Consider the following 1,296-nt stretch of genomic DNA (forward strand, 5'->3'; position numbering starts at 1 on the left):
GGACAAGCCCGGTGATGACTTGCGGAGGGAACGTGCAGAGGCAATGAGCTCGGACGTGGGAGCGGGCCTCCACGTGCGGAGGCAGTGGCCCCACGTGTCATCCCCGGCGAGCGCAGCGGAGGCAGTGGCCCCACGACCGGGTTCCGCCTGCACGAGCACAACGATGCGGCTATGGCTTCCCTTCCCCTCCGACGGCCTCGTCTCCGGCCGGGAATGACACCGGAGGGGTGGCGGCACGCCGCCCTTCTTCAACATCACGGCCACTCCCACGTCAGACCGCCCCCAACGATGCGGCGTTCCGTTGCGTTCTCGCCTCTTCTCACCCCTTAACGCTTCGTTGACTCACCCATAAGCACCGGCAATACCCTGGCTTTACACAGAACATACAATGAACAATAATGAACATTATAGGAACACGGAGGAAGAGAGATGCTTCGCGCTTTGATTGAAACCACCGCTGAAATCACGTCCCTTTTCATCTTCGGGAGCGCTGTCGCCATCTGGGCCCTACTTCTGTCGCCGATGGCGTAATCCCCGTTGTCCACACTCATCCAACGAATGGGAGCCCTGGGCGGCATCCTAGTTCGCGCGGCGGTCGGTCAGAAGAGCCGCGCGAATTCAGTCAGTTAGAGCGGAGACAAAGCCGAAACCGCTTTCAGCTTCCGCAGATCCTGGTCCATCGCGGCAAAAAGGCCGTATTGTCCTAGTGAGCCTGGAGCGGCCTCGTGCGAAAATACCTGGCATATTGAGTCGGGATTCCATGGCGCGCGTTCTTCAAGACATCGGCTTCGTTCATCTGCATGTGCATTCGTCCTACTCGCTCCTCGAAGGAGCGATGAAGGTCGAGCAATTGGCGAAGCTCGCGGCAGCCGACAAACAGCCGGCGCTGGCGCTCACCGACACCAACAACCTCTTCGGCGCGCTCGAGTTTTCGCAAAAGCTGTCCGGCATGGGCATCCAGCCGATCGCCGGATTGCAGCTCTCGGTGTGCTTCGAAGAGCCAGACCCGATCGCGCGCGTGCAGCCTCAGGCTGCCGACATCGTTCTGCTCGCGCAGACGGATGAAGGCTATCGCAACCTCATGCGCCTCGCGAGCCGCGCTTACTTCGACGTTCCGCTCGGAGACGCGCCTCAGGTCGCCGCCCCGGTTCTCGCCGCTCATTGTGAAGGCCTGATCGCGCTGACGGGCGGTTGGACCGGACCGCTCGATGCCGCGCTGCGAAGCGGTGCGCGATCCGATCTCGCTCAGACACGGCTGGACATCCTCAAACACGCCTTCGGCCACCAACTCTACGT

Annotated in this window: 1 protein-coding gene; it reads left to right on the plus strand. The window is 61.7% G+C overall.

Annotated elements, in window-relative coordinates; all coding sequences use genetic code 11:
* Positions 1-760: 760 nt before the first annotated feature.
* Positions 761-1,296 (plus strand): PHP domain-containing protein (locus tag AC1DT3_RS21555; protein ID WP_477467226.1); only part of this gene is annotated, 536 nt, incomplete at its 3' end.

This window comes from Microvirga sp. P4_G7 (assembly GCF_056401005.1).